This is a genomic window from Microbacterium sp. KUDC0406, assembly GCF_021582875.1.
In the GTDB taxonomy this organism is placed as follows: Bacteria; Actinomycetota; Actinomycetes; order Actinomycetales; family Microbacteriaceae; genus Microbacterium.
The window spans coordinates 754,413-775,361 of record NZ_CP091138.1; the positions used below are offsets into that span (position 1 = coordinate 754,413).

At 69.3% G+C, this 20,949-nt stretch carries 18 protein-coding genes, 2 tRNA genes and 2 pseudogenes; 18 read left to right on the forward strand and 4 right to left on the reverse strand.

Annotated features, from left to right (window positions below):
* Positions 1-26 precede the first annotated feature (26 nt).
* From rapZ to L2X99_RS03920, 8 genes and pseudogenes are all read left to right on the forward strand, one after another.
* The gene (rapZ, locus tag L2X99_RS03885) at positions 27-932 is read left to right on the forward strand and encodes an RNase adapter RapZ (protein ID WP_236135654.1); all 906 of its coding nucleotides are present in this window, start codon (positions 27-29) and stop codon (positions 930-932) included.
* 84 nt (positions 933-1,016) lie between these two features.
* Positions 1,017-2,010: pseudogene (gene whiA / locus L2X99_RS03890) on the forward strand (DNA-binding protein WhiA).
* Positions 2,011-2,208: 198 nt separating this feature from the next.
* The gene (locus tag L2X99_RS03895) at positions 2,209-2,835 is read left to right on the forward strand and encodes a superoxide dismutase (RefSeq protein ID WP_236124990.1); all 627 of its coding nucleotides are present in this window, start codon (positions 2,209-2,211) and stop codon (positions 2,833-2,835) included.
* A 101-nt stretch (positions 2,836-2,936) separates the two neighbouring features.
* Complete coding sequence (gene gap, locus L2X99_RS03900; protein WP_236124989.1) at positions 2,937-3,947, forward strand: type I glyceraldehyde-3-phosphate dehydrogenase; 1,011 nt, start codon at positions 2,937-2,939, stop codon at positions 3,945-3,947.
* A gap of 10 nt (positions 3,948-3,957) precedes the next feature.
* Positions 3,958-5,184 carry a phosphoglycerate kinase gene (locus tag L2X99_RS03905; protein WP_236135655.1) on the forward strand — a complete coding sequence of 409 codons (1,227 nt, stop codon included), beginning with the start codon at positions 3,958-3,960 and terminating at the stop codon, positions 5,182-5,184.
* Positions 5,175-5,989: pseudogene (gene tpiA / locus L2X99_RS03910) on the forward strand (triose-phosphate isomerase). Before L2X99_RS03905 ends, tpiA begins: the two are co-directional and overlap by 10 nt.
* Before the next feature lie 83 nt (positions 5,990-6,072).
* Positions 6,073-6,321 (forward strand): preprotein translocase subunit SecG, encoded by a 249-nt coding sequence (gene secG, locus L2X99_RS03915; RefSeq protein ID WP_236124987.1) that lies wholly within the window; start codon positions 6,073-6,075, stop codon positions 6,319-6,321.
* Complete coding sequence (locus L2X99_RS03920; protein WP_236124986.1) at positions 6,321-6,674, forward strand: RNA polymerase-binding protein RbpA; 354 nt, start codon at positions 6,321-6,323, stop codon at positions 6,672-6,674. The genes secG and L2X99_RS03920 overlap by 1 nt, the downstream gene beginning before the upstream one ends.
* Positions 6,675-6,728: 54 nt before the next feature.
* On the opposite strand, the gene L2X99_RS03925 is transcribed toward L2X99_RS03920, so the two are convergent.
* Positions 6,729-7,931, reverse strand: coding sequence for a hypothetical protein (locus L2X99_RS03925; RefSeq protein ID WP_236124985.1), 1,203 nt, complete (start codon positions 7,929-7,931; stop codon positions 6,729-6,731).
* A gap of 62 nt (positions 7,932-7,993) precedes the next feature.
* A tRNA-Gly gene (locus L2X99_RS03930) sits at positions 7,994-8,067 on the reverse strand.
* Between the two features lie 86 nt (positions 8,068-8,153).
* Between L2X99_RS03930 and L2X99_RS03935 the strand changes: the two genes are divergently transcribed.
* The 8 genes from L2X99_RS03935 (at position 8,154) to L2X99_RS03970 (ending at position 15,920) form a co-directional block, all read left to right on the forward strand.
* Positions 8,154-8,230, forward strand: a tRNA-Pro gene (locus L2X99_RS03935).
* Between the two features lie 60 nt (positions 8,231-8,290).
* A complete protein-coding gene (tig, locus tag L2X99_RS03940) occupies positions 8,291-9,817 on the forward strand; it encodes a trigger factor (RefSeq protein WP_236124984.1) in 1,527 nt (508 codons plus the stop codon).
* A 100-nt stretch (positions 9,818-9,917) separates the two neighbouring features.
* On the forward strand, positions 9,918-10,565 hold the full coding sequence (locus L2X99_RS03945; RefSeq protein ID WP_268928545.1) for an ATP-dependent Clp protease proteolytic subunit: 648 nt from the start codon (positions 9,918-9,920) through the stop codon (positions 10,563-10,565).
* 16 nt (positions 10,566-10,581) lie between these two features.
* Positions 10,582-11,223 carry an ATP-dependent Clp protease proteolytic subunit gene (locus L2X99_RS03950; RefSeq protein ID WP_236124983.1) on the forward strand — a complete coding sequence of 214 codons (642 nt, stop codon included), beginning with the start codon at positions 10,582-10,584 and terminating at the stop codon, positions 11,221-11,223.
* Between the two features lie 354 nt (positions 11,224-11,577).
* Positions 11,578-12,507 (forward strand): sugar-binding transcriptional regulator, encoded by a 930-nt coding sequence (locus tag L2X99_RS03955; RefSeq protein ID WP_236135656.1) that lies wholly within the window; start codon positions 11,578-11,580, stop codon positions 12,505-12,507.
* A gap of 50 nt (positions 12,508-12,557) precedes the next feature.
* On the forward strand, positions 12,558-13,520 hold the full coding sequence (gene deoC, locus L2X99_RS03960; protein ID WP_442923511.1) for a deoxyribose-phosphate aldolase: 963 nt from the start codon (positions 12,558-12,560) through the stop codon (positions 13,518-13,520).
* Between the two features lie 34 nt (positions 13,521-13,554).
* A complete protein-coding gene (locus L2X99_RS03965) occupies positions 13,555-15,060 on the forward strand; it encodes an aldehyde dehydrogenase family protein (protein WP_236124980.1) in 1,506 nt (501 codons plus the stop codon).
* A complete protein-coding gene (locus L2X99_RS03970) occupies positions 15,057-15,920 on the forward strand; it encodes an aldehyde dehydrogenase family protein (RefSeq protein WP_236135657.1) in 864 nt (287 codons plus the stop codon). The genes L2X99_RS03965 and L2X99_RS03970 overlap by 4 nt, the downstream gene beginning before the upstream one ends.
* 103 nt (positions 15,921-16,023) lie before the next feature.
* On the opposite strand, the gene L2X99_RS03975 is transcribed toward L2X99_RS03970, so the two are convergent.
* Both L2X99_RS03975 and L2X99_RS03980 read right to left on the reverse strand, forming a co-directional pair.
* Positions 16,024-16,305, reverse strand: a complete 282-nt coding sequence (locus tag L2X99_RS03975; protein WP_236135905.1) for a PucR family transcriptional regulator — start codon at positions 16,303-16,305, stop codon at positions 16,024-16,026.
* 16 nt (positions 16,306-16,321) lie between these two features.
* Positions 16,322-17,278 carry a hypothetical protein gene (locus L2X99_RS03980; RefSeq protein WP_236135658.1) on the reverse strand — a complete coding sequence of 319 codons (957 nt, stop codon included), beginning with the start codon at positions 17,276-17,278 and terminating at the stop codon, positions 16,322-16,324.
* Positions 17,279-17,329: 51 nt separating this feature from the next.
* On the opposite strand from L2X99_RS03980, the gene L2X99_RS03985 reads away from it, so the two are divergent.
* Together L2X99_RS03985 and L2X99_RS03990 are read left to right on the forward strand one after the other, a co-directional pair.
* A complete protein-coding gene (locus L2X99_RS03985) occupies positions 17,330-19,084 on the forward strand; it encodes an aldehyde dehydrogenase family protein (RefSeq protein ID WP_236135659.1) in 1,755 nt (584 codons plus the stop codon).
* A 35-nt stretch (positions 19,085-19,119) separates the two neighbouring features.
* On the forward strand, positions 19,120-20,772 hold the full coding sequence (locus tag L2X99_RS03990) for a GMC family oxidoreductase (protein WP_236124975.1): 1,653 nt from the start codon (positions 19,120-19,122) through the stop codon (positions 20,770-20,772).
* Positions 20,773-20,949: the final 177 nt, after the last annotated feature.

Sequence of the window (20,949 nt, forward strand, 5' to 3'; positions counted from 1 at the left end):
AGCTGGAGGCCGAGGGAAGGGGCGCCATGACCGCGGCGGAGACGGCGGACGAAGAGACCACTGTCGAGGAGCAGGGCGAGTTCCTCATCGTCACCGGCATGTCAGGGGCCGGCCGCACCACAGCGGCGAACGCCCTCGAAGACCTCGGCTGGTACGTGGTCGACAACCTGCCCCCGCAGATCCTGCGCCCGCTGCTCGATCTCACCGGTATGGGCGGGGCGAACCTGCCGAAGGTGGCGGCCGTGGTCGACGTGCGTGGCCGCAATCTCTTCGACGACTTCCCCGGTGTCGCGCGCGCCCTGCGCTCCCGCGGGTCGGGAGTGAAGGTGCTGTTCCTGGACGCGTCCGATGACGTGCTGGTGCGCCGGTTCGAGTCCGTGCGGCGGCCGCATCCGCTGCAGGGCGACGGCACGCTGCTGGACGGCATCCGCACCGAGCGCTCCCGCCTGGCGATGGTTCGCGAGGCGGCGGATCTGGTGATCGACACCACGAACCTGAACATCCACCAACTGGCCACTCAGGTCACCGAGATGTTCTCCGAGGAGGGGGCGGCGCGCCATCGCCTGACGCTGCTCAGCTTCGGATTCAAGTACGGGCTGCCCACCGACGTCGACCTCGTCGCCGACATGCGCTTCCTGCCCAACCCGTTCTGGAACGAGGAGCTGCGCGGGCTGACCGGCCAGGACGAGTCGGTCCGTGAGTACGTGCTGTCGCGCGACGGCGCGAAGGAGTTCCTGGACGCCTACGCGACCGCGCTCGTGCCCGTGCTCGAGGGGTACCAGCGCGAGAACAAGAGTCATTCCACGGTCGCGATCGGATGCACCGGGGGCAAGCACCGTTCGGTGGCGATGGCAGAGGAATTGGGCCGCAGGCTCGGTCAGATCCCCGGGGTGGCCGTCAACATCCGCCACCGCGACCTCGGCCGGGAGTAGGCTCTCTGGAACGTTGGGGACGGCCGGTTCCTTGTAAGCTTGTCCCTTGCGCCGCGATCCGGCGCGCGGAGCAAGAGGAGTCCCGTGGCACTAACCACCGACGTCAAGGCGGAACTGGTCAGCATCCGGAACGCACCCCCTTCGGTGCGCGTCGCGGAGGTGACCACCATCCTCCGGTTCGCCGGCGGTCTGCACTCCATCGCGGGTCGCGTCGCCGTCGAGGCCGAGGTGGATGCGGAGACGCTGGCGCGTCGTGTCGCCCGCGATCTCGCGGAGATCTACGGCGTGCGACCCGAGATCGCCCAGGTGAAGTCCAGCACCGCGCAGACCGGCGGAGCGGCCGAGAGCCCGCGCTGGGCCGTGCGCGTGATCGCCGCGGGTGAGACCCTCGCCCGTCAGACCGGTCTTCTCGACCCTCGTCGCCGTCCGGTCGCGCGGTCTGCCGAACCGTCTGACCACGGGTTCGCGCGAGGAGCTCGCCGGCATCTGGCGCGGTGCGTTCCTCGCCGCCGGTTCGCTCAGCGAGCCCGGCCGTTCTGCGATGCTCGAGGTCGCCTGCCCGTCGTCCGAGGCCGCGATGGCCCTGGTCGGTGCGGCGCACCGTCTCGGCATCGCCTCCAAGGCCCGCGAGGTGCGCGGCATGCCGCGCGTCGTCGTGCGCGAGGGCGAGGCGATCCGCGGCATCCTGGCCGTGATGGGCGCCCAGCGGACCGCCGCGGCCTGGGAGGAGATGCGCCAGCGTCGCGAGGTGCGCGCCGGCGTGAACCGCCTCGTGAACTTCGACGACGCCAACCTGCGCCGGTCCGCGCAGGCAGCCGTCGCCGCCTGTGCGCGCGTCGAGCGCGCACTCGAGATCCTCGGCGACGAGGTTCCGGAACACCTGCGCGTCGCCGGCCGTCTGCGGCTGGAGCACCGCGAGGCCAGCCTCGACGAGCTCGGCCATCACGCCGAGCCGCCGCTGACCAAGGACGCCGTCGCAGGCCGCATCCGCCGTCTGCTGGCGATGGCCGACAAGCGCGCGCAGCAGGAGGGCATCCCGGGCACCGAGGCCGCAGTTCCGGCCGGCCTGGACGGCTGAACACCCGCATTCTTTCCGCATCGTGGGCGCTTCCGCACCGGAGGCGCCCACGATCCGTATCCCGTGGTCATCCTCGGAAGCTTCCGGTCCGCAGGCGCGTTGTCGTCAGTAGGATGAGACTCGTCCGCTCTGCCCCGCACACGGCGGCGCAGGGGAACGACAAGCGCCGCGGCGCGGCGCGGATTGGATGAAATCGACATGGCGACTTACACGCTCCCCGACCTTCCGTACGACTACGCGGCGCTCGAGCCGCACATCAGCGCCAAGATCATGGAGCTGCACCACGACAAGCACCACGCCGCGTACGTCGCGGGCGCGAACACCGCGCTGGAGGCCCTCGCAGAGGCGCGCGACAGCGGCAACCTGGCGAACGTGAACAAGCTCGAGAAGGATCTCGCGTTCAACCTCGGCGGCCACGTGAACCACTCGATCTTCTGGACCAACCTCTCGCCGAACGGCGGCGGTCAGCCCGAGGGCGAGCTGAAGGCGGCCATCGAGGAGTTCTTCGGCTCCTTCGAGAAGTTCCAGGCCCACTTCACCGCTGCGGCCATGGGCATCCAGGGCTCGGGCTGGGCCGTGCTGAGCTGGGACCCGATCGGCGCCCGCCTGATCATCCAGCAGCTGTTCGACCAGCAGGGCAACACCGCCCAGGGCACGATCCCGCTGTTCCAGCTGGACATGTGGGAGCACGCCTTCTACCTGGACTACCTCAACGTCAAGGCGGACTACGTCAAGGCTGCCTGGAACATCGCCAACTGGGAGAACGTGTCCCAGCGCTTCGTAACGGCGCGTGAGAACACCTCCGGGCTGCTGGTACTGTCGTAAAAGATGGGCGTCCTGATGGGCGCTGAAGCCCATCAGGACGCCGTTGTCCGTGCAATCCGCAAGAATCACGCAATTCCTCGAGTAAGAACCAGGAGACTTTCGTGTCTGTCAAGATCGGTATCAACGGCTTCGGTCGTATCGGGCGTAACTTCCTCCGCGCGGCCCTCGCGCAGAACGCTGACCTGGAGATCGTCGCTGTCAACGACCTCACTGACAACAAGGCCCTCGCGCACCTGCTGAAGTACGACTCGGTCGGCGGACGTCTCGGTGTGGACGTCTCCTACGAGGGTGACGTGATCACCGTCGGCGGCAAGGACATCAAGGTCTTCGAGGAGCGCGACCCCGCGAACCTGCCCTGGGGCGAGCTGGGCGTCGACATCGTCATCGAGTCGACCGGCCGCTTCACCAAGGCCGAGGACGCCGCCAAGCACATCGCCGGCGGCGCCAAGAAGGTCATCATCTCGGCTCCTGCCACCGGAGCGGACGGCACGTTCGTCATCGGCGTGAACGAGGAGACCTACGACCCGGCGAACCACAACATCATCTCGAACGCTTCCTGCACCACGAACTGCCTCGCGCCGCTCGCCAAGGTGTTCAACGACACGTTCGGCATCGAGCGCGGCTTCATGATGACCGCGCACGCCTACACGGCCGACCAGAACCTGCAGGACGGCCCGCACGGCGACCTGCACCGCGCGCGCGCCGCCGCGATCAACATCGTCCCGGCCTCGACCGGTGCCGCCAAGGCCATCGGCCTGGTCCTGCCGGAGCTGAACGGCAAGCTCAGCGGCTCGTCGTACCGTGTCCCGGTGCCCACCGGCTCGATCGTCGACCTCACCCTGGTGACCACCCGCGACGACCTGACCGTCGACGAGATCAACGCCGCCTACCGCGCGGCAGCCGCCGACGGACGCCTGCAGGGCATCCTGAAGTACAACGAGGACCCGATCGTGTCGAGCGACATCCAGCTCGACCCGCACTCCTCGGTCTTCGACGCCGGTCTGACCAACGTCGACGGCAACCTCGTCAAGGTCTCGAGCTGGTACGACAACGAGTGGGGCTACTCCAACCGTCTCGTCGATCTGACCGAGTACGTGGCCGAGCGTCTCTAAACTCTCTTCCATGACACTGCGCACCCTCGACTCCCTCCGGGACTCCGTAGGTTCGCTGGAAGGCAAGCGCGTCATCGTCCGTTGTGACCTCAACGTCCCCCTGCGGGACGGGGTCATCACGGACGATGGCCGCGTTCGGGCCTCCCTGCCGACCCTCAACGCCCTGATCAACGCCGGCGCCCGCGTCGTCGTCTGCTCCCACCTGGGCCGCCCCGACGGCGCGCCCGACCCGCAGTACAGCCTCGCCCCCGTGGCGCAGCGGCTGTCCGAGCTGCTCGGCAAGCCGGTCGCCTTCGCGCGCGACACGACCGGCGAGTCCGCCCAGCAGGCCGTCGCATCGCTCGAGGACGGCGGCGTCGTCGTGCTCGAGAACCTGCGGTTCAACCCGGGTGAGACCTCGAAGGACGACGCCGAGCGCGCCGCCTTCGCCGCTCGTCTCGCCGCGCTCGGCGACGCGATGGTGTCCGACGGCTTCGGTGTCGTGCATCGCAAGCAGGCGAGCGTCTACGAGCTCGCGCAGCAGCTGCCCTCCGCGGCCGGACTGCTGATCGCGACCGAGCTGGACGTGCTCGATCGCCTCACCGAGAACCCCGAGCGTCCGTACACGGTCGTGCTCGGCGGCTCGAAGGTGAGTGACAAGCTGGGCGTGATCTCGCACCTGCTTCCTCGGGTCGACCGCCTGCTCGTCGGCGGCGGAATGCTCTTCACCTTCCTCGCAGCCGAGGGCCATGCCGTGGCCTCCAGCCTGCTCGAGAAGGACCAGCTCGACACCGTCCGCGGCTACATCGCCGAGGCGAAGGAGCGCGGTGTCGAACTCGTCCTCCCGACCGATGTCGTCGTGGCATCAGGGTTCGCCGCCGACGCCGCACACGAGATCGTCGCGGCGGATGCGATCGAGCAGAGCTCGCTCGGCGCATCCGGCATCGGCCTGGACATCGGCCCGGACACGGCAGCGGCGTTCGCCGCGGCCATCCGCGATTCGAAGACGGTGTTCTGGAACGGTCCGATGGGCGTGTTCGAGTTCCCGGCGTTCGCGGCCGGCACCAAGGCGGTCGCTCAGGCGCTGACCGAGGTCGACGGCCTCGGTGTGGTCGGCGGCGGCGACTCGGCCGCGGCCGTGCGTCAACTCGGATTCGCCGACGATCAGTTCGGACACATCTCGACGGGCGGAGGCGCCAGCCTCGAGTTCCTCGAGGGCAAGAAGCTCCCCGGCTTGGAGGTACTCGGATGGGCGTGAATTCGTCTGCTGCGCAGCACAGGAAGCGCACTCCGCTGATCGCGGGCAACTGGAAGATGAATCTCGACCACCTGCAGGCGGTCGCCACGGTGCAGAAGCTGCACTGGACCCTGAAGGACGCCGGGCACGAGAACGGCTCGGTCGAGGTCGCGGTGTTCCCGCCGTTCACCGACATCCGCAGCGTGCAGACACTGATCGACGCGGACAAGATCGCCTTCGGGCTCGGCGCGCAGGACGTCTCGGCGCACGACTCCGGCGCGTACACCGGTGAGGTGTCCGGCGCGTTCCTGTCGAAGCTCGGCGTGGGATACGTGATCATCGGGCACTCCGAGCGACGCGAGTACCACGCGGAGTCCGACGAGATCGTGAACGCCAAGGTGCTCGCCGCGCTGAAGCACGGCCTCGTGCCGGTGATCTGCGTGGGCGAGACCGCCGGAGGACCTGGAGACGCACGGCGCCAGCGCCGTGCCCGCCGGGCAGCTCGAAGCCGCTCTCGCGGGTGTTCCCGCGTCGGCCGACATCGTCGTGGCGTACGAGCCGGTCTGGGCCATCGGCTCGGGCCAGGCGGCGACGCCGGCGCAGGCGCAGGAGGTCTGCCAGGCGCTGCGTCAGGTGATCGCCCGTGTTCTCGACGAGGATGCCGCCGGCGCGGACGCGCGTGCTGTACGGCGGCAGCGTGAAGTCGGGCAACATCGCGAGCTTCATGCGCGAGCCCGACGTCGACGGAGCCCTGGTGGGCGGTGCGAGCCTCGTCGTGGACGAGTTCGCGGCCATCATCCGCTTCGAGAAGCACGTCGGCGTCTGAGCGTCGCGGGATGCCCCGGAAGGGGCACCCCGTATAATCGACAGTCATGCGGGCCGTTCGGCCCCGGTGAAAGGCTTCTCCCCGTGCAGGTTCTCGAGTTCGTGCTGCAGGTGCTGCTGGGCATCAGCAGCGTTCTGCTGACTCTTCTCATCCTTCTCCACAAGGGCCGCGGTGGCGGTCTCTCCGACATGTTCGGCGGCGGCATGACCGCATCCGTCGGGTCGTCGGGTCTTGCGGAGCGCAACCTCAACCGGTTCACGATCGTGCTGGCCCTGGTGTGGTTCATCTCGATCGTGGGGCTCGGTCTCATCACGAAGGTCGGGGTGGTCTGATGGCCACCGGCGGCAACGCGATCCGCGGCACGCGGGTCGGCTCCGGCCCGATGGGGGAGCAGGACCACGGCTACCACGCCGACCGCATCGCCGTCTCGTACTGGGACGGCCTCGGCAACGAGACCGTGCGGTACTTCGCGGCGGGCCTGCCCGAGGAGGAGATCCCGGACATCATCGATCACCCGCACACCGGTCTGCCGGCCGGGCGCGACAAGCAGAACCCGCCGGAGCTCGCCAAGGCCGAGCCCTACAAGACGCACCTCGCCTACGTGAAGGAGCGTCGCACCGACGAGGAGGCCGAACAGCTCCTCGAGGACGCGCTCACCCAGCTGCGCGAACGCCGCGGGCAGTAAGCACTCGCTCCTCACCGAACCCCGGGACCTTCAGGGTCCCGGGGTTCGGTGCGTTCAGCGGCATGTCTTCGCGGTGTTCTGCAGCGCCTTCGACGGTGTGCCGTAGATGTTCGCGCCGGAGTCGTACGCGGAGAAGCCCCAGCTCATCGCCCAGGCGGTCGCCCACTGCTCGTTGGCGTCCTGGTCCTCCCAGTCGAACTTCTCGTAGCACTTCGCCGAGATCGAGTGGCCGACCTCGTGCGTGACGAGCGCCCTGGTCCATTCGGCCGGCCAGTACCTCGCGATGGAGTTCGTGAGGGTGATGTGGGAGGTGCCGCCGTCGTTGCCGTCCCAGGTCGCCGTCCCCGCACCGGACTGGCCGGCGCCCTGGCCGAGCAGCCGGTCGGTCCAGACGAACTCGAGGAGCACTCCGCCGGAGATCGAGCGGGCATAGGCCTCCGCCTTGCGGCGCGCGTCGTAGAGGGGCCCCGCCTTGGCGGCCAGCTCGGACTTCGCCGACGCACGCACCGCTGCGACGGCCTCGTCGAGCTCGAGAAGACTGTCGGACGCCCCTTCGTCGAACGAACTCGCGGCGTGCTTCAGGTCCTCCGCGGCCTTGCGCAGCGTGACGATGGGCGCGCACCGGGCATCGACCGTCGACTTCTCGATCGCCGGCACGGCGGTGCGCGCGGTCTGAAGGATGTCGCGGCCCAGGTCGTCGACCTCGCTGATCGTCCCGCTGAGCGATCGCGCCGCTGAGCTCTGAGCGGCGGTGCGGTCATCGAGTGCGGTCGTCCGATCACGCAGATCGGATGCGCGCAGGAACAGCTCCCACGGCATCAGCGGCTTCTCACCGGGGCCGGATGGCGGATCGAGGCCGATCCGGCCTGCATCCGCGCGCTCCTGCGCGAGTCCGTCCGCGGCGGCCGCGAGCGCGGCCCGGTCCTCGGCGCTGAGGAGCTCGGGAGCGGTCACGCCGTCCACGGCCTTCGCGGCGTCGGTCGCCTCATCCGCATCGTCCATCGTCGCGATCAGCGTCGTCGTGGCCGGGGCCGAGGCGGCGCGCGAGCGCTGGAACGCTGCCTCGGCGTCGTCGTAGGAGAGATTCGCCCACAGCTGCACACCGGTGACGGCCAGGCCCACGAGCACCACAGTGCCGGCGCCCCCTAGCCAGGTGCGTCCGCGGCGGCGATCGGCGACTCCGGCGTCGTCAGCGAGCCCGGTGTCGTCAGGACCCTGGGCGTCGGGGCCCGGCTGCTCCGGGGCGATCTCATCCATGGCGAGATCATCCCACGCGCAGACGCGAAAGGCCCCCACCGCAGTGGGGGCCTTTCGCGTTATGGAGGGGATGACGGGAATCGAACCCGCGTAATCAGTTTGGAAGACTGAGGCTCTACCATTGAGCTACATCCCCGGACCGGCTTCACAAGCATAGCGGACGGATCGAGTGCTCCCGTCCGTTAGACTCGTGGAGGCCGTTCCCGCGTGTGCGGGTGTTACCGGGGCGTAGCTCAGCTTGGTAGAGCGCCCGCTTTGGGAGCGGGAGGTCGCAGGTTCAAATCCTGTCGCCCCGACCACGGCCCCCGATACCTCACGGCCGCGCCCTGGCGCGGAAATCACAAGGAGAACGAATCAGCATGGCCAACAGCACCGTCGAGAAGCTGTCCCCGACCCGGGTCAAGCTCAGCATCACGGTCACCCCCGAGGACCTCAAGCCCAGCATCGAGCACGCCTACGAGCACATCGCTCAGGACGTGCAGATCCCCGGCTTCCGCAAGGGCAAGGTCCCCGCGCCGATCATCGACCAGCGCATCGGCCGTGGTGCGGTCATCGAGCACGCCGTGAACGAGGCGCTCGACCGCTTCTTCCGCGAGGCCGCCGCCGAGCACGAGGTCCGCATCGTGGGCCGCCCCTCGGCCGACATCACCCAGTGGCCGAACGAGAAGGACTTCTCCGGCGACCTGCTCGTCGACGTCGAGGTCGACGTCCGTCCCGAGATCGAGCTGCCCGACCTGTCCGGCATCACCGTGACCGTCGATGCCGTCGAGACCGACGACGCCGCCGTCGACGCCGAGCTCGACCGCTTGCGCAGCCGCTTCGGCACGCTCATCCCCGTCGACCGTCCCGCCGCCTCCGGCGACTTCGTCGACCTCGACCTCGTCGCCACCATCGACGGCGCCGAGATCGACCGCGCCGACGGGGTCTCCTACGAGATCGGCTCCGGCGAGCTGCTCGAGGGCATCGACGAGGCGATCGACTCGCTCACCGCTGGTGAGGACACCACCTTCCGCTCGACGCTCGTCGGCGGCGACCACGCCGGTGAGGAGGCCGAGGTCTCGGTGAGCGTCAAGGCTGTCAAGGAGCGCGAGCTGCCTGAGGCCGACGACGACTTCGCGCAGATGGCGAGTGAGTTCGACACCATCGCCGAGCTGCGCGACAGCCTCGTCGAGCGCGTCTCCGAGCAGGGCCTGTTCACGCAGGGCTCCGCTGCGCGCGACCAGCTCATCGAGACTCTTCTCGAGCAGATCGAGATCCCGGTCCCGGCCCAGCTGATCGAGGACGAGGTGCACAACCACCTCGAGTCGGAGGGTCGTCTCGAGGACGACGAGCACCGTGCCGAGGTCGCCGAGGCGAGCGAGAAGCAGTTCCGCACGCAGGTGCTGCTCGACACCATCGCCGAGGGCTCGGACGTGCAGGTCTCGCAGGAGGAGCTCAGCCAGTACCTGATCCAGTCCGCCGCGCAGTACGGCATGGCTCCGCAGGAGTTCGTCGAGGCGCTGCAGGCCGGCAACCAGCTGCCCGCCCTGGTCGGCGAGGTCGCGCGCAACAAGGCGCTGGCGATCGCGCTCGGCAAGGTCTCGGTCGTCGACAGCAACGGCAAGGCCGTCGACCTGACCCCGGTCATCGGTGACGACTCCGACGACGAGGCCGCTGAAGAGGCGCCCGCTGAGGAGAAGCCCGCCAAGAAGGCACCCGCCAAGAAGGCGCCGGCGAAGAAGGCGGACGACGCCGAGGCGCCGGCCAAGAAGGCTCCGGCGAAGAAGGCTCCCGCGAAGAAGGCCGCCGAGAAGGCGGAGGACGCCGAGGACGAGAAGCCGGCCCCGAAGACCCGCGCCGCCAAGAAGGCCGCGGACAAGAAGGACGAGGCCGAGAAGGCGGAGTGATCTCACTCAGATCGTGACGAGAGGCGGATGCTGCGGCATCCGCCTCTCGCGTATCCGGGCGCGCTGATATGCCGACGGCGAACACGGCCGGGCGCCCGGGTTGTCGCCGGTAGATTCGAATCACCGAAACACGGAAACAGGAGCTGAAATGGCTGAACCCCTGGTCGCGACGAGCGTCTTCGACAGGCTGCTGAAGGACCGCATCATCTGGCTGGGCTCAGAGGTGCGCGACGAGAACGCGAACGAGATCTGCGCGAAGATCCTCCTTCTCGCCGCTGAGGACCCTGAGAAGGACATCTACCTCTACATCAACTCGCCCGGTGGCTCGATCACCGCGGGCATGGCGATCTACGACACCATGCAGTTCGTGCCGAACGACATCGTCACCGTCGGCATCGGCATGGCCGCGTCGATGGGCCAGCTGCTGCTCACCAGCGGCACCAAGGGCAAGCGCTACATCACCCCGAACGCCCGCGTGCTGCTGCACCAGCCGCACGGCGGCTTCGGCGGAACGGCCAGCGACATCCAGACGCAGGCGCAGCTCATCCTGTCGATGAAGCAGCGTCTCGCCGAGATCACCGCCGGCCAGACCGGCAAGTCCGTCGAGCAGATCAACGAGGACGGTGACCGCGACCGCTGGTTCACCGCCGACGAGGCGCTCGAATACGGCTTCGTCGACCACATCCGCGAGCACGCCAGCGATGTGCACGGCGGCGGCGGCACGGGCGCCGACGGTTCGGACAAGTAAGCAGGAGAGCACAGACATGTACACACCCACCTTCCGTGCTGCCGGCAGCCTTCCCTCCAGCCGCTACGTGCTCCCGCAGTTCGAGGAGCGCACCGCCTACGGCTTCAAGCGTCAGGACCCGTACAACAAGCTGTTCGAAGATCGTGTTATCTTCCTCGGCGTGCAGGTCGACGACGCGTCGGCCGACGACGTCATGGCGCAGCTGCTCGTGCTGGAGAGCCAGGACTCCGAGCGCGACATCACCATGTACATCAACTCGCCCGGCGGCTCGTTCACCGCGATGACGGCGATCTACGACACCATGCAGTACGTGGCGCCGCAGATCCAGACCGTCGTCCTGGGCCAGGCGGCATCCGCGGCATCCGTGCTTCTCGCCGCCGGCGCCCCCGGCAAGCGCCTCGCGCTGCCCAACGCCCGCGTGCTCATGCACCAGCCGGCGATGGGCGAGGCGGGTCAGGGCCAGGCATCCGACATCGAGATCCAGGCCGCCGAGATCCTGCGCATGCGCACCTGGCTCGAGGAGACCATGGCCAAGCACACCGGCCAGGAGGTCTCGAAGGTCAACCGCGACATCGACCGCGACAACATCCTCTCGGCCGAGCAGGCCAAGGAGTACGGCATCGTCGACCAGGTGCTCACCAGCCGCAAGCGCGCCTGAGGCATCCTGCTTCGAGGGCGGTCCGGGATACCCGGGCCGCCCTTTCGCGTGCGCGGCGGGCACCCGCCGCGCAGTTGTGCTCCTGACGCGGATGCCGCGGCCGCACAAGTCCGCGGGAAGCGCCCGTCTCCGCGCGAGGTGCTCGGGCGGTTCCGTTCTACCTCCGGCGCGGGAATGTGCGCGTCACGCGGATGCTGCGAACAGGCGTGTCCGCGGGAGGCGCACAAGTCCGCGGGACGCGCTCGTGTGTTCGGGCGCGGTTGCGCAACCGAGCCGCGGATGCTGCTCATATGAGCAGACTGGCGCGCGCGGCGCGCAGCATCAGTACCCTGGAATCAGCGAAGGGAGGATGCCGTGGAAGACGAGCTGCTGATGGTGCGTGTCGCCGAACTGACCTACGACGAGGGCAAGACCCAGGACGAGGTCGGCGCGCTGCTCGGCATCTCCCGGTGGAAGGCCGGCCGCCTGCTCGTGCAGGCCCGGGAGCGCGGCATCGTGCGCATCGAGATCGTGCACCCGCGTGCCCGGCGTCTCGGCCTGGAGCGTGCGCTGTGCGAGCGGTTCGGCCTGACCGACGCGATCGTCGCCCCGGCATCCGACGGTCAGGAGCTCGAGCGCGTGGCGCAGGCCGCCGCCGACTACCTGACAGCTCTCCGCCCGGTGCCCCGCACCCTCGCCGTGAGCTGGGGGCGCACCCTGACCGCGGTCGCCGATGCGCTGCCCGAGGGGTGGAGCCGCGGCGTCACCGTCGTGCAGACCAACGGGGGAGTGACCGTCAACCGCCGTTCCGGCAACGCGGCATCCCTGGCCTCCACGATCGCTCAGCGGGGAGGAGGCCACGCGGTGCTGCTGCCGAGCCCCGCGATCCTCGAGCGCGTCGAGACCAAGCGGGCCATCGAGGCCGACCGCACCGTCGGCGGCATCCTCGAGCAAGCCGCCAACGCTCAGACCTACCTGTTCACCGCCGGCGCCTGCGACCCGGCATCCGCACACGTCGAGAACGGCTACCTGACCGAGGACGACATCGCTGAACTCGCGCGTCGCGGCGCGGTCGGCGACGTGCTGGGCCGCTACATCGACGCCGACGGCAACATCGTCGACCCGCAGCTCGACGAGCGGACCGTCGGCATCGACCTGGATCGGCTGCGCGCGGCCGACCGGGCGATCTTCGTCTCGGCGGGAGAGACGAAGCACGACATCGCGCGTACAGTCGTCAGCACCGGGCTGTGCACCGTGCTGGTGACGGATGAGACCTCTGCCCGAGCCCTCTTGGAGGAAAAGTGACCACGACCGACCTGAGTACGAGAGACGTGGGCCGCCGCACGGCTGTCGACGTGCTGGGCGCCGAGCCCGACGACGCAACCCTGCGGCGCTTCCTGCACGGCCTTCCCGGAGTGGACGCCGTCGGCCTGGAGCAGCGTGCGGCGGGCCTCGCGACCCGTTCGATCAAGACGACATCGAAGGCCTGGGCGCTCGACAAGATCATCTCGCTGATCGACCTGACCACCCTCGAGGGCGCCGACACGGCCGGAAAGGTCCGCTCGCTCGTCTCGAAGGCGAAGACACCGGATGCCGCAGACCCGAGCACTCCGCGCGTGGCTGCCGTGTGCGTCTACGGCGACATGGTGCCGCACGCGATCGGGGCGCTCGGCGACGCGCACGGCGACCCCGACGACGGGTTGATCTCGGTCGCCGCCGTCGCCACCGCGTTCCCGTCCGGCCGCGCGTCGCTCGAGGTCAAGCTGGCCGACACCGCAGACGCGGTCGCCGCCGGCGCCGACGAGATCGACATGGTCATCGACCGCGGCGCTTTCCTCTCCGGCCACTACGGCCTCGTCTTCGACCAGATCGCCCGCGTGAAGGAGGCCTGCCGTCGCCCCGACGGCAGCCACGCCTCGCTCAAGGTCATCATGGAGACCGGCGAGCTGAACACCTACGACAACATCAAGCGCGCGTCGTGGCTGTCGATCCTCGCCGGCGGCGACTTCATCAAGACCTCGACCGGCAAGGTGCAGCCGGCCGCCACGCTGCCCACCACCCTGCTCATGCTCGAGACGGTGCGGGACTGGCATCGGGCCACGGGAGAGAAGATCGGCGTGAAGCCCGCCGGCGGCATCCGCTCGTCGAAGGATGCCGTGCGCTACCTCGTCACCGTCGCCGAGACGGCAGGCGAGGAATGGCTGCAGCCGCACCTGTTCCGTTTCGGCGCCTCCAGCCTTCTCAACGATGTGCTGCTGCAGCGTCAGAAACTGACCACCGGCCATTACTCCGGCCCGGACTACGTCACCATCGACTGACACTTCGACAAGCTCAGTGACCCAAGGAATCAATATGACATTTCTGGAATACGCTCCGGCGCCCGAGTCGAAGGCGATCCTGAACCTGCGCGACAGCTACGGGCTGTTCATCGACGGCGAGTTCACCGACGGCGGAGGCAAGAGCTTCGTCACGATCTCACCGGCCGACGAGAGCCGCATCGCCGAGATCGCCGCCGCCGACGAGCACGACGTCGACCGCGCCGTGGCCGCCGCGCGCCGTGCCTACGAGAAGACCTGGTCGAAGATGAGCGGACGGGACAGAGGCAAGTACCTGTTCCGCATCGCCCGTCTCGTGCAGGAGCGCGCCCGCGAGCTCGCCGTGGCCGAGAGCCTCGACAACGGCAAGCCGATCAAGGAGAGCCGCGACGTCGACGTGCCGCTGGTCGCGTCCTGGTTCTTCTACTACGCCGGCTGGGCGGACAAGCTGGACTACGCCGGGCTGGGCGCGAACCCCAGGGCGCTGGGTGTCGCAGGACAGATCATCCCGTGGAACTTCCCGCTGCTGATGCTGGCCTGGAAGCTCGCGCCGGCCCTGGCCGCAGGCAACACCGTGGTGCTGAAGCCGGCCGAGACCACGCCGCTGACGGCTCTGATCTTCGCCGAGATCCTGCAGCAGGCCGACCTGCCCGCCGGCGTGGTCAACATCGTGACCGGCGCCGGTGCCACCGGCGCAACGCTCGTGCGGCATCCCGATGTCGACAAGGTGGCGTTCACCGGATCCACCGGTGTGGGACGTGACATCGCCAAGGCGGTCGCCGGCACGCACAAGAAGGTCACGCTCGAGCTCGGCGGCAAGGCGGCGAACATCGTGTTCGACGACGCGCCGATCGACCAGGCCGTCGAAGGCATCGTGAACGGCATCTTCTTCAACCAGGGACACGTGTGCTGCGCCGGCAGCCGCCTGCTGGTGCAGGAGTCGATCCACGACGAGGTCGTCGACCGGCTCAAGCACCGACTGTCCACGCTGCGCCTGGGGGACCCGCTCGACAAGAACACCGACATCGGCGCGATCAACTCCGCGGCGCAGCTGGCCCGCATCCGCGAGCTGAGCGACATCGGCGAGGCCGAGGGCGCCGAGCGGTGGACGGCGGACTGCGCCATCCCCGAGAAGGGTTTCTGGTTCGCGCCGACGATCTTCACCGGCGTCGAGGCCTCGCATCGGATCGCCCGCGACGAGGTGTTCGGCCCCGTCCTGTCGGTGCTCACCTTCCGCACCCCGGCCGAGGCGATCGCCAAGGCCAACAACACGCCGTACGGCCTGTCGGCCGGCATCTGGAGTGACAAGGGCTCCCGCATCCTCGCCGTCGCCGACCGGCTGCGCGCCGGCGTGGTGTGGGCGAACACCTTCAACCGCTTCGACCCGTCGAGTCCGTTCGGCGGATACAAGGAGTCGGGATACGGCCGTGAGGGCGGCCGGCACGGCCTGACCGCCTACCTGAAGGGAGCGACCGCTTCTCCGGTCGTTGAGCGAGCGCAGCGAGACGAGACGCGTTCGCTGAAGAAGGGAGCCTCCGCATGAGCAAGCGGCTGACGATTCCGAAGACCTACAAGCTCGCCATCGGCGGTGCGTTCCCGCGCAGCGAGTCCGGTCGCACGTACGAGGTGCTCTCGAAGAAGGGCGACTTCCTCGCGAACGCGGCGAAGGCCTCGCGCAAGGACGCCAGGGATGCCGTCGTCGCCGCGCGCTCGGCGGTGAAGGGCTGGTCGGGCGCCACGGCGTACAACCGCGGGCAGGTTCTCTATCGCGTGGCCGAGATCCTCGAGGGGCGCAGAGCCCAGTTCGTGGATGAGATCTCCGCGCAGGAAGGCGTCTCCGTGGCCGCCGCCGGCGCACAGGTGGATGCCGCGATCGACCTCTGGGTCTGGTACGCCGGCTGGTGTGACAAGTACGCGCAGGTCACGGGCAACGCGAACCCGGTGGCGGGTCCGTACTTCAACATCTCCGTCCCCGAGCCCACGGGAGTCGTCGCGATCGTCGCCCCGCAGGACACCGCGCTGCTCGGTCTGGTGTCGGTGGTCGCGCCGGCACTGGTCACCGGCAACAGCGTCGTGGTGATCGCGAGCGAGCGGCATCCGCTCTCCGCGATCAGCCTCGCCGAGGTGCTCGCGACCAGCGACGTCCCCGGGGGTGTCGTGAACGTGCTGACCGGTTCGCCGGCCGAGATCGCGCCGTGGCTGGCCTCGCACGCCGACGTCAACGCCCTCGACCTGGCGGGCGCCGGTGAGCTGAACTGGATCGACCTCGAGATCGATGCGGCCGAGACGCTCAAGCGGGTGCTCTCGCCGGTTCCCGGCACGGATGCCGTGGGCGCATCGCTCGAGCGGATCACCGCATTCGTCGAGACGAAGACGGTCTGGCACACCAAGAGCATGGTCTGAGACGACGCACGACGTCAGACGGCGGCCCCGGGAGATTCCTTCCGGGGCCGCCGACGTCCGCCGGCGCTGAGCCGAAGTGCGAGACGCTGCCGGCCGGGTCGGTTCAGGCCAGCAGCCGGGTCGCGCGGAGTGCGGCGTACAGCTCGGCCGAGTCCGCGGGAACAGAGACCGACCGGCCGGTGAGCTCGGCGATCCGTCCCAGCCGGTATCCCACCGTGTTGCGGTGGCAGTGCAGCCGGGCTGCGGCCTCGGCGGTCGAGCCGTTCGCGGCGAACCAGGTCTCCAGGGTTTCCAGCAGCAGACCCCCGTCTGCATGCGCGCGCACGGGGCCGAGCACCTGAGAGCCGAGCTCTTCTGCGGCGGCGACGCCGGCGGCCAGCAGCACGTCCAACGGCGCATCGTCATAGGCGCGTGCTCCTGTCGCCCGACGCGGCAGGCACGCCAGCGCCAGCCGTGCCTGCTCGAGCGCTCGCGCGCCGTCGACGATCTCTGCGAACGTCCTGCTGATCCCGACCCTTGACACCGCGATCGCAGCCAGCAGGGGGTCCAAGTCCGGCGGCATCCTGAGTCGTGTCGAGCGCGACGATGCCGACGTGCTCCGTGCTCCACACCGACCATGCCGAGACGAGTCCGCGCTGACGCAGACGCTGTTCGACTCCCGGCAGCGGATCCGCGCCGCTGGGCGTGCGCTCCGCCGCGATGACCGCGTACCGCGCGTCCTCGGGCAGCCCGAGCCCGCGCAGCGCCGCACCGGCGTCCCTGGCCGGCGTGTTCTCGTCCAGCAGAGCGAGCATCAGCACGCCGCGCCGATTCTCATCCCGGCGGTCGCGGGCTTCGACGACGTCGCGGTAGGCGTCGGCCGCGGCATTGGAGAACCGGTCGATCACGCCCCAGACATCCGACGACGCGCGCAGCAGCAGTTCGGTGCGATCGGTGGACACCGAGAACTCCACCACCTGTTCCCAGAGGGTGATCCCGGCGATCCGGTAGGCGTGCAGCAGGCCCTCGAGCGGTACGGAGTGCTCAGCCTTCTCCCGCCCGGCCTCGCGCGCGGCATCCAGGGACTCCTCGCCGCCCGACATCGTCTGCAGCAGCGCGTCGACGTTGATCTCGACGATATGACGCAGCAGCTCCGCCGAGATCCTCGCTCCCACATAGGCCTCCTCCTCGGCGAGGATCTGCTCGAGAATGCGGTCGGTGAGCTGCCCGACCGAATCGTGGAGTCCGGCGAAGAGAGCGGATGCGGCGGGGAGGGCGAGAACAGCGCTGTTCGTCATGCAGCGATCGTAGTCCTCCTCGGAACCGTTGTGTTGTGCTGGAGCACAAGATCGCGGGCGCAGGTCGGGGCGTGCGCACATTGCACGCAGTCTCACGGATGTCGAGACTGGATTCACGATCAAGGGAGATCCATGAGCACCGTCACACCCGAGTCGCCGTCGGCCACCGCGAACCAGGCCGAGATCGACGACAATGAGCGCATCGCGCTCGACAAGGCGATCGACGTCCTCCGTGCCGGGGAGCAGACCTGGGCCGGTCTGTCGCTCGCGGACCGAGCCGCGCTGCTGATGCAGGTGCACAGCCGCGTCGCCGCGGCATCCGAGGAATGGGCCATGACCGCCGCCAGGATCAAGCGGCTGCCCGCCGACTCGCCGCTCGTCGGCGAGGAATGGATCTCCGGACCCTATCCGGTGCTCACCGGGCTGGGCGTGCTCGCCGCGTCGCTCACCGCGATGGCGGAGGGGCGGAGCCCGGTTGCCGATGCGCGCCTGCGTACCGCGGCCGGCGGGCGCGTGGCGGTGCCCGTGCTGCCGCACAACCCCTACGAGGCTCTGCTCATGCACGGCTTCCACGCCGAAGTCTGGATGCAGCCGGGCATCTCCGCCAGGCAGGTCGTCGCGGAGGCGGGTCTCGCCGCGAAGCACCCGGAGCGCACGAACGGCATCGGACTCGTGCTCGGTGCGGGCAACATCACCTCGATCGCGCCGCTCGACGCGCTCTACGAGCTGGTCGCGAACAACCGCGTCGTGCTGCTCAAGCTCAACCCGGTCATGCGCGAACTGGAGGCCGTCTACCGCACGGCATTCGCGCCCCTGATCGACCTGGGCGTGCTGCAGACCGTGCAGGGCGGCGCCGCCGCAGGCGCCTATCTGACCGCGCATCCCGACATCGCCCACATCCACATCACGGGCAGTGCCATCACCCACGACGTCATCGTCTACGGTCCCGGCGAGGACGGTCGCGCGCGAAAGGCGGCCGGCACTCCACTTCTGGACAAGCCGATCACCAGCGAGCTCGGGGGTGTCGCGCCCGTGATCGTCGTCCCCGGCCAGTGGTCGAAGAAGGACCTCGAGTACCAGGCCGCGCACATCGCCACGATGCGGCTGCACAACGGCGGCTACAACTGCATCGCCGGACAGGTCGTGATCATCAGTGCGGACTGGGCCCAGAAGGACGACTTCCTCGCCGCGCTGCGCGCGGCCTTCGACCGCGCTCCGGCGCGCCCGGCATGGTATCCGGGCAGCGACGATCGCCTCGCCGGTGCACTCGCCTCGTACCCGGGCGCCGCGAGGCTGGGTGAGGGCGGATGCCGCCTGCTGGTCGAGACGGAGGCGGCGGAGGCAGCGGCGCTGGAGAACACCGAGTACTTCTCCCCGGTGCTCGGCGTGGTGCAGCTGCACGGCGGCGGTGCGCGGTTCTTGGAGGACGCCGTCGCACATGCCAACGAGAGGCTCACCGGCACACTCGGCGCGAACGTGCTCGTCGACCCTCGGGCGCGCAAGGCCATGGGGGATCGCTTCGACGAGCTGATCGCCGACCTGCGCTACGGCACCGTGGCGATCAATGCGTGGACCGGCGTGGGGTTCCTCACCGCAGCAGCCACCTGGGGCGCCTTCCCCGGACACACCCTGGAGGACATCCAGTCCGGTCGTGGAGTGGTCCACAACGCCCTGCTGCTGGAGGGCACGGAGCGCACGGTCGTCACCGGGCCGTTCCGGCCCTTCCCGCGGTCGGTCATGCACGGCGAGTTCGCGCTGTTCCCGACCCCGCCGTGGTTCGTCACCGCGCGAAGCGCCGCGCTCACCGGGCGACGGCTCGCCGGATTCGCCGCACACCCGAGCTGGGGCAGCATGCCCGCGGTGTTCGCCGCGGCGTTCCGCGCCTGACAGCATCCCCGACATCCGACACGAGGAACGAGACCATGAACGACAACACCTACGACTACGTCGTCGTCGGCGCAGGCTCCGCCGGAGCGGCGGTGGCCGCCCGGCTCAGCGAGGATCCGGCTGCACGAGTTCTGCTGCTCGAGGCCGGCCCGGAGGACAAGAAGACCGAGGTGCACATCCCCGCCGCGTTCTCGAAGCTGTTCAAGTCGGACGTCGACTGGAACTACGAGACCGAGCCGCAGCCCGAGCTGGGCGGACGCCGGGTCTACTGGCCGAGGGGCAAGGTACTCGGCGGCTCATCGTCGATGAACGCGATGATGTGGGTTCGCGGCTTCCCGGAGGACTACGACGAATGGGGCGCCGCCGCAGGCGAGGAGTGGTCCTGGAAGGGGCTGCGGAAGTACTTCGACCGTGTCGAGAACGTCGACTCCGCGATCGCACGGGACAACGAGACCGAGACGGGCCGCGCCGGTGCGATCCGCATCGAGGAGCAGCGCAGCCCCCGCCCGCACACCGAGGCGTTCATCGACGCCGCCGGCCAGACGGGCATCCCGCGAGTGCCGGCGAACGGCAGTGATCAGCGCGGAATGAGCCGCACCCTGGTCAGTCAGCGCAAGGGCTCGCGGTTCAGCACAGTGAACGGTTACCTGAAGGCGGCGCGCAAGCGCCCGAACCTCGTGATCGCGACCGACGCCCAGGCGACCCGCGTGATCTTCGAGGGCACAGGAGCGGTCGGCGTCGAGTACGCGCAGGGCGGCGTCTCCCGACGGGCGAACGCGGCCCGCGAGGTGATCCTCTCCGGCGGCGCGATCAACACGCCGCAGCTGCTCATGCTCTCGGGCGTCGGCGACCGTGCGGAGCTCGCGCAACACGGCATCCCGGTCGTCGCGCACAGTCCCGAGGTCGGCAAGAACCTTCGCGACCACCTGCTCACCGGCCTGGCCGTTGGTGCGAAGGAGGACACCCTCTACACGGCGGAGAAGCCGGGGCAGCTCGTGGACTACCTGGTGCGGCACCGCGGCATGCTCACCTCGAACGTCGGCGAGGCCTACGGGTTCGTCTCCTCGCAACCGGGGATGACGTCACCCGATCTCGAGCTGATCTTCGCTCCCGTCGCCTTCATCGGGGAGGGACTGGTCGCGCACGACGGACACGCTGTGACGGTCGGCGTCATCCTGGTGCGGCCGGAGAGTCATGGCGAGATCACTCTGGCGAGCGCGGATCCGTTCACGAAGCCGCTGATCGACCCGAAGTATCTGAGCGACCCCGAGGGACGGGACAGGGCGGCGATCATGGCGGGGCTCGCGACGTGTGAGGACATCCTGGCGGCGCCCGCGCTGAAGAGCAGGACGACGGGCGCGTTCATCCAGCCGGCCGGTGCCGAGCGGATGGACCGTGCCGAGCGCGACGCGTTGGCGCTGGAGTGCCATTCCCAGACCCTGTACCACCCGGTGGGCACCGCCCGGATGGGGACGGATGCGGGAGCGGTCGTCGACGAGCGGCTGCGTGTGCGCGGCGTCACGGGGCTGCGGGTCGCGGATGCCTCCATCATGCCGTCGATCATCCGCGGGCACACCAACGCGCCCTCGATCGTGATCGGTGAGAAGGCGGCGGACCTGATCCGCGAGGATCGTGCCGCGGCCGCGCCGCAGACCCGTGCCGCGCGGCGAACGGAGCACGCCGGCTGACCTGCGGACACCCGGAGCGGGGTGGTCGTGCGCATCCACGCGTGCGGCCGCCCCGCTTCGCGCCGCATCTCGGCGACACCGGGGCGTTCCAATGCGGCCCGGTGTCGGCGGCGGCGGTTAGGCTCGTTCTGTGGCTTTCCGGAGCCCCCGGACTGAAACGCCTCGAGGAGGAAGCAC

Bases quoted from the DNA above. Each gene is read 5' to 3' on its own strand.
- L2X99_RS03920 (WP_236124986.1), top strand. From the start codon at position 6,321: ATGGCCACCGGCGGCAACGCGATCCGCGGCACGCGGGTCGGCTCCGGC.
- L2X99_RS03895 (WP_236124990.1), top strand. From the start codon at position 2,209: ATGGCGACTTACACGCTCCCCGACCTTCCGTACGACTACGCGGCGCTC.
- L2X99_RS03970 (WP_236135657.1), top strand. From the start codon at position 15,057: ATGAGCAAGCGGCTGACGATTCCGAAGACCTACAAGCTCGCCATCGGC.
- L2X99_RS03905 (WP_236135655.1), top strand. From the start codon at position 3,958: ATGACACTGCGCACCCTCGACTCCCTCCGGGACTCCGTAGGTTCGCTG.
- L2X99_RS03985 (WP_236135659.1), top strand. From the start codon at position 17,330: ATGAGCACCGTCACACCCGAGTCGCCGTCGGCCACCGCGAACCAGGCC.
- L2X99_RS03990 (WP_236124975.1), top strand. From the start codon at position 19,120: ATGAACGACAACACCTACGACTACGTCGTCGTCGGCGCAGGCTCCGCC.
- tig (WP_236124984.1), top strand. From the start codon at position 8,291: ATGGCCAACAGCACCGTCGAGAAGCTGTCCCCGACCCGGGTCAAGCTC.
- L2X99_RS03965 (WP_236124980.1), top strand. From the start codon at position 13,555: ATGACATTTCTGGAATACGCTCCGGCGCCCGAGTCGAAGGCGATCCTG.
- L2X99_RS03950 (WP_236124983.1), top strand. From the start codon at position 10,582: ATGTACACACCCACCTTCCGTGCTGCCGGCAGCCTTCCCTCCAGCCGC.
- rapZ (WP_236135654.1), top strand. From the start codon at position 27: ATGACCGCGGCGGAGACGGCGGACGAAGAGACCACTGTCGAGGAGCAG.
- L2X99_RS03980 (WP_236135658.1), bottom strand. From the start codon at position 17,278: ATGTGCGCACGCCCCGACCTGCGCCCGCGATCTTGTGCTCCAGCACAA.
- L2X99_RS03925 (WP_236124985.1), bottom strand. From the start codon at position 7,931: ATGGATGAGATCGCCCCGGAGCAGCCGGGCCCCGACGCCCAGGGTCCT.